9 protein-coding genes are annotated in these 5,621 nt (G+C 68.2%); 1 reads left to right on the top strand and 8 read right to left on the bottom strand.

The window, feature by feature from the left end:
• Positions 1-208: 208 nt before the first annotated feature.
• From bsh to PV363_RS15545, 8 genes are all read right to left on the bottom strand, one after another.
• The gene (gene bsh, locus PV363_RS15580; RefSeq protein ID WP_301022803.1) at positions 209-1,156 is read right to left on the bottom strand and encodes a choloylglycine hydrolase; all 948 of its coding nucleotides are present in this window, start codon (positions 1,154-1,156) and stop codon (positions 209-211) included.
• A gap of 73 nt (positions 1,157-1,229) precedes the next feature.
• Positions 1,230-2,048: an alpha/beta hydrolase gene (locus tag PV363_RS15575; RefSeq protein WP_301022802.1), complete on the bottom strand. Its 819-nt coding sequence runs from the start codon at positions 2,046-2,048 to the stop codon at positions 1,230-1,232.
• A gap of 30 nt (positions 2,049-2,078) precedes the next feature.
• A complete protein-coding gene (locus PV363_RS15570; RefSeq protein ID WP_220365103.1) occupies positions 2,079-2,321 on the bottom strand; it encodes a hypothetical protein in 243 nt (80 codons plus the stop codon).
• 26 nt (positions 2,322-2,347) lie between these two features.
• Positions 2,348-3,079, bottom strand: a complete 732-nt coding sequence (locus PV363_RS15565) for a phosphotransferase (RefSeq protein WP_301022801.1) — start codon at positions 3,077-3,079, stop codon at positions 2,348-2,350.
• A complete protein-coding gene (locus tag PV363_RS15560; protein WP_220341741.1) occupies positions 3,079-3,639 on the bottom strand; it encodes a DUF664 domain-containing protein in 561 nt (186 codons plus the stop codon). The genes PV363_RS15565 and PV363_RS15560 overlap by 1 nt, the downstream gene beginning before the upstream one ends.
• A gap of 33 nt (positions 3,640-3,672) precedes the next feature.
• Positions 3,673-4,122 (bottom strand): SRPBCC domain-containing protein, encoded by a 450-nt coding sequence (locus PV363_RS15555; protein WP_301022800.1) that lies wholly within the window; start codon positions 4,120-4,122, stop codon positions 3,673-3,675.
• A gap of 44 nt (positions 4,123-4,166) precedes the next feature.
• A complete protein-coding gene (locus PV363_RS15550) occupies positions 4,167-4,517 on the bottom strand; it encodes a metalloregulator ArsR/SmtB family transcription factor (RefSeq protein WP_220341743.1) in 351 nt (116 codons plus the stop codon).
• The gene (locus PV363_RS15545; RefSeq protein ID WP_220345135.1) at positions 4,514-4,975 is read right to left on the bottom strand and encodes an SRPBCC domain-containing protein; all 462 of its coding nucleotides are present in this window, start codon (positions 4,973-4,975) and stop codon (positions 4,514-4,516) included. The genes PV363_RS15550 and PV363_RS15545 overlap by 4 nt, the downstream gene beginning before the upstream one ends.
• A gap of 137 nt (positions 4,976-5,112) precedes the next feature.
• Here PV363_RS15545 and PV363_RS15540 point away from each other — a divergent pair.
• Positions 5,113-5,621: DinB family protein (locus tag PV363_RS15540; RefSeq protein WP_301022799.1), on the top strand; the 509-nt coding region annotated here is incomplete at its 3' end.

Genomic DNA, 5,621 nt, shown 5'->3' with positions numbered 1-5,621 from the left:
GTCCTGAGCAACCCGGTCGTTGCCGCGCCCATCGTGGGCGCCACCGCACCAGACCACCTGGATCGCGCCTCCGCCGCCCTGACGCTCACCCTCAGTGAACAGGAGCGTGGCATGCTCACCGTTCCCTACACTCCACGGCGGCCGACCGGCTTCTGAAGCCGGTGGATTGGAGCACCTGAGACCGACGCGAGGCGGCGACCGCGGCGTCCTAGACGACGACGAGCTTCTCTCCCCCGGGCTGCTGGTCGGCCATCGCGACGCTGTGGATCGCCGGGTCCTCGTACGTGTTCCAGTAGTAGGTCGTCGTCGCTGACGAGAAGAGGCCGGTGTAGATCGTCTTCTCGAACTCGCCCGACTCCATGGCCGCGCAGCCGTCGACCATCGCGACCTGCTGCAGAGTGTGGAACGCGCGGCTGACGTTCTCCTCCTCGCTCCCCTTGTCCGGGTAGTACCCGTTGACGTAGGCCGCGCGCACGAACCTGGACGGCGAGTAGTAGTCACCGGGGATCCCGCGCATGTGCGACCCCGAGCCGAACGGGGCAAGATGTGCCCGCCTGAGGGGCATCTCCTTGGGAAAGGCGGGCGAGACGTTGAGGTAGTTGCGCAGGTTTTCGTGGTGCCAGGCGAAGCCGGGCTGGTTCGTCAGGACGTCGACGTCGTCGTCGAAGACGTGCAGGCCGTCGCTCGTGCTCTCCACCACGATGGCGCGGGAGGCGTCACCGATGATCCAGTGCAGCATCGAGCTTGGATACTTCTCGTTGATCGGCTTGTCGACGATGACGACGTCACCGAGTGCAGCCTCCACCTCGTCGACGCTGGCGAACTGGGAAGCCACCCACATAGGGAACTCGAACGCGGCGACGTTCGTCGCGCCCTCGGCTGGCTCGTCTGCATAGCTCGCATACCCCGGGAAGTTGAGGCCCGCAACGGCCAGGCCCGCATCGTTGCCGCAGTCGAAGTAGAGCGGGGTGTCCTCCTCCACGATCCCCATGCCGATGACGGCGTGCCGGATATTCGGCACCGCGCCGAACGGCGAATGGGTGGCGTACCCGGTGGGCGTCACGACCACCCGCTCCCCATAACCGCTCGTCCAGTCGAGATTGCGTGCGAGATAGAGATTGTTGCTGCCGTCCGAGAACCTGATGCCTGTGCACACGTCGATACCCCTTGCTGTGGGCGGGAGATCCGCTCTCCGATCATCGCCCGAGGCACCGTGATCGGCACCTCGATCACGCGCTGGACGAGGCGCCGACGTGGTCCACGCGGTCGAGCCAATCGTTCATGAGACTCCCGAACAGCTCCGGTCGCTCGATCTGCGCGTTGTGTCCGGCCGTGTCCAGCACCGCGAAGGTGGCGCGGGGGTAGTGCTCCAGCAGAGCCCACGAATCGACGTACCCCGTGGACGAGTCCTGACGCCCGGTGACGATGAGCGTCGGTCCCCCGTACGCCGGTCCGTCCTCGGGCTCGTCATTGAGCACCCAGCGCCGGCGGATCCTTGCCAACGCCTCCGCGTCGGCCAGCTCCACACCGACCACGACCTCGCGCTCCGTGCGCTCGAAGGTGTCAGCGGTCTGCACCACGGCGATCTCGGCGAACTCGGAGCCGGGCTCCACCTCGATCTCCTTCACCAGGACCTGGTGCCGCGGCACGGTGCGATCTGCCTGCTCGACCGCCCGCCCGACCGGGCAGATCAGCGCGAGCCCGCGGACCTGTCCGGCTCGACGCGCCGTCAGCGCGCGGGCGAGATAGCCGCCGTACGACTCCCCCACCAGGAGGAACGGGCTGTCACCGAGCTGCTCGTCGACGTACGCCTCGACGCAGCTCAGAACGTCGTCGGAGCTCGCGACCCCCGCGCCCGACGACCGGCCCATCCCAGGAAGGTCCGGGTAGAGCCGTCGGTAAGGCCGCGGGCGGGCGGCGAATACCGGCTCGCAGCACCCCGTCATGAGGCGATGGTCGGGCGTCCAGCCGTGGATCGCGAGAACGGGTGTCCCGTCAGCCGGACCGTGCTCGGTGTGGTGCAGTGCGGGAAGGTCATCGGGCCTCATGCCGCTTGTCTACCAGTCCCCCGGCCACCGTCATCCAAGGGGCAAGGCCGCCATCTGGCGCCACGATCCGGGGACGGGAGATCCGCACCAGAGGGATGCCGAGGTGACTGGCGCCTCGACCGGAAGGCGCGGCACGATGTGGCGCTCCGCCTCGACCAGCTGAGGTTCGTCGGCGCAGTCCCCCACGGTGAGGTGCGGGACGACGTCGAGGTCCCGCGGTGGCACGAACGGATAGAGAACGGTCACGATGACCGCACTCTCGACGGGCGTCATGCCAGCGACCGTAGAGGTGGACAACCTCACCAGTCGAGCAGGTTCTGCGCGTCGTGCCGGTAAAGCACGGCGTGGTCGCTCAGCTCAGGCTTGCCGAGCCGCCGTGCCGCTTGATCGCTGAAGGCGGCCAGCGCGAGGAGGCGCCGGCGCACCATGAGGGTGAGCTCGGACAGAGGCCACTCGTCTCCGTAGGCGCGCATCAGGCGCTGCGCGCGCTGTCGCCGTTCCGCAGGAGCGAAGCCGTCTCCCCAGTCGTCGGTGGTGAGAGGAAGGATGCGGTACGCGAGATAGGCGAGATCCCAGAGACGCGGTCCGGGAGAGGCCATGTCCCAGTCGATGACGCCGACGACCACGCCGGCACGGAAGACCAGGTTGTACGGGGCGAAGTCGTTGTGGCAGATCACGTCGGCCGGCTCGCGGGTGGGCGACCGCCACGGTCCCTCGACGCTCAGTCCGACGGTCGCGTCGTGAACCCGTCGTAACGTCTGAGCAGCCGACTCGAGCGCCGCGTCGCCCCAGACCCACGCAGGCATCGGAGAGGCAGGCACCTCCCCCTCGATGAAGCGGAGGACCTCGCGGCCGTCGTCGGTGACGCCGAGAGGAGCAGGCACTCCCCCGATGCCGGCGTCGTTCAGCTGGCGCAACAGGCGGTGCACGGCGGGAGTCCACTCGCCCGACTCGCGCATCACACGGTCACCGTGGCGCACCACCGTGCCCATGTTGCCGCCGGCGAGGCGGTGCGAGGGACCGTCGGTCACTACTGCCCGACGCGGCCGTCGATGCACTCGCGCAGCAGGTCTGCGTGGCCACAGTGCCGCGCGTACTCCTCGATCCGCTGGGCCATCAGACCCCTCACGGTGGTCCCGTCAGGGACGAACCGCGCGCCGTGATCGGGGAACTGCGCGAGGAGCGCGTCGGTCGCCACCTGCTCTCGCGCGAGGTCGGCGTAGGCGGACTCGACGACCTCCGCGCTGGCGACTGCGTCGTCGAACGCCGCATCATCGTCGCCGTACAGCGTGGCGACCGGCTGCTCCGGCGTGATCCACGAGCGCCAGCTGCGCTCGACCTCGACGAGGTGACGGAGCAGTCCGAGCAGCGACATCGTGGAGGGCGGCACCGAGCGGCGGGCCAGCTGTTCGGTGTCTAGGCCCTCGCACTTCATCAGCAGGGTCATGCGTAGCTCGTTGAGGGAGCCCTGCAACGTCGCTGCTTCGCCATCCGGGCTGGGCAGGTCGATGTCGCGCGGATCGCGGTGGGGATCCGCCCACATGTCGTCGTTGACGGTCGCTTCGGTCCACCGCTGGGGTTGATCTGCCATCCGACGAATGTAGTCCCCCAGATGCCGTACGTCTTAGTGCCAGTCGCTGATCTGTACGTCGCCCGGCGCTGGCGCTCCCTCCCCTGTCTCGACGAGCGACTTCAGGCTCAACAGGTACGACGCCCACTTCGTGCTGCAGTGGTGCATGAACTCGACGGGCTCCTTCCACCCCTCGTGCGCGAACAGCACGATCGTGTAGTCGCCGTCCTGGCGGAGGTGCCACGTGACCGTCGTCCCGATCCACTCGTCGGGACCGTCGGAGACCCGCCACCTGACCCGCTCGGGCGGTTCCACCTCGAGCACCTCCATGTCGAACCCTCCGATCGGCGGGAACCGGAACTCCACGACGCCCCCGGTGACGTCGGCGCTCCCCCGCGTGTCTTCGGTCCACCAGCCGGCGAGGCCCTCGGGCGTCGTCAGCGCGTCGTACACGGCTGCGGGGCTGGCGTCCTTGACGCCGACCCTGTGCAGGATGTCCACCATCGTCGTTCTCCTTGCTCTCGATTCGTGCTGGTCTGATTCGCGCCTCAGCGCTGTTGCGTGCGCTCGATCGCCTCAGCGATCCGCTTGATCCGTTGCAGACGGCCGTCCCAGGCGGTGCCGACGGCGTTGAGCTGTGCCACTGCCCGCTCGAGCTGCTCCTGGTCGACCCGGAAGTGCCGCTCGCGGCCGACCGTGGTTCCTCGGACGAGACCGACGCGGTCGAGCACCCCGAGGTGCTTGGCGACGGCCTGCCGCGTCACCGGGAGGCTCTCGCTGAGCGAGGTCGCCGTCGCAGCGCCGCTCGTGAGGAGCAGGTCGAGCATCCGCCGCCGGGTGGGGTCACCGATCGCGGACCAGAGGTCGTCGTCGACCTGGTCGTCCACCGCGACGCTCATCGCCGCGCCGTCAGCCTGGCGACGTACGGCGCGATCCGCGGGAGGTAGAAGTCCCAGCCGGTGACGTGCTCCCGGTACTGGTTCTCGAGCACGGCGGCCTCCCAGCCCCGCTCGCGGAAACCGGTCTCGGTCATCCGGAGGAGGGTGCCGCCGTCCTTCGGTGTGAGATCGAAGGTCACCAGCAAGGAGTTGTCCTCCCCCGCCGTCGCGCCTGCGGGGTGCGTCCAACGGAACGTGAACTGTCGCGGAGGCCGCACGTCGACGACGGTGAACGCCACGACAACACCGTCGGCTGCTGGGTCGCCGAAGGTGATCTCCCCTGCCGACCCCGGGGTCGGCTCGTACTGCGCCTCGTCCGGCCACCAGTGCTTCAGGTGCTCAGGACTGCTCACGACCTCGAAGACCGTCTCCAGCGGCGCGTCGACGTAGATCTCGCGTTCGATCGATCCGAACTCCATGACATCCTCCTGCAACCTTTGGTTGCAGGACACGCTAGCGGGTGCACAGCAATCACGCAACCATCAGTTGCGCTTCCCGAGGATGCCGGTGTGGCCGGCCTCGCGTACACGAGCAACCCGTGGCAGTCTCATGCCGCATGATCGACGAATTAGCCAAGGCCAACCTGCACGGGAGGCTGCGGCGGGACCGCACCGCGCTGCTCTGGAAACTCGATGGCTTGTCTGAATATGACGCCCGCCGACCTTTGACAGAGACCGGGACCAACCTCCTCGGCCTGGTCAAGCACGTCGCCACGGTCGAGGCCAGGTACTTCGGTGAGATCTTCGACCGGCCTTCGCCGGAACCGCTGGGCCGGTGGCAGGACTCCGACCGCAGCGATCACTGGGCGGCCGAGAACGAGACGCGCGATCACATCGCCGGGGTCTACCGACGCGCGTGGAAACACTCGGACGCGACGATCAACGAGCTTGCCCTCGATACGCCCGGCCACGTGCCCTGGTGGCCGGAGGCTTCTGCGAACACGAACCTGTTCGGCATCATGGTCCATGTCCTTGGCGAGACCATCCGGCATGCCGGGCATGCCGACATCTTGCGCGAGGCGGTCGACGGCCGGACCGGGCTGCGCCCCGAGAACGAGCAGCCGAT

It is taken from the genome of Mumia sp. (genome assembly GCF_028803055.1).
In the GTDB taxonomy this organism is placed as follows: Bacteria; Actinomycetota; Actinomycetes; order Propionibacteriales; family Nocardioidaceae; genus Mumia.
Note: the sequence above shows the minus strand (reverse complement) of the source record. Positions and strands in the feature narration are given on the sequence as shown.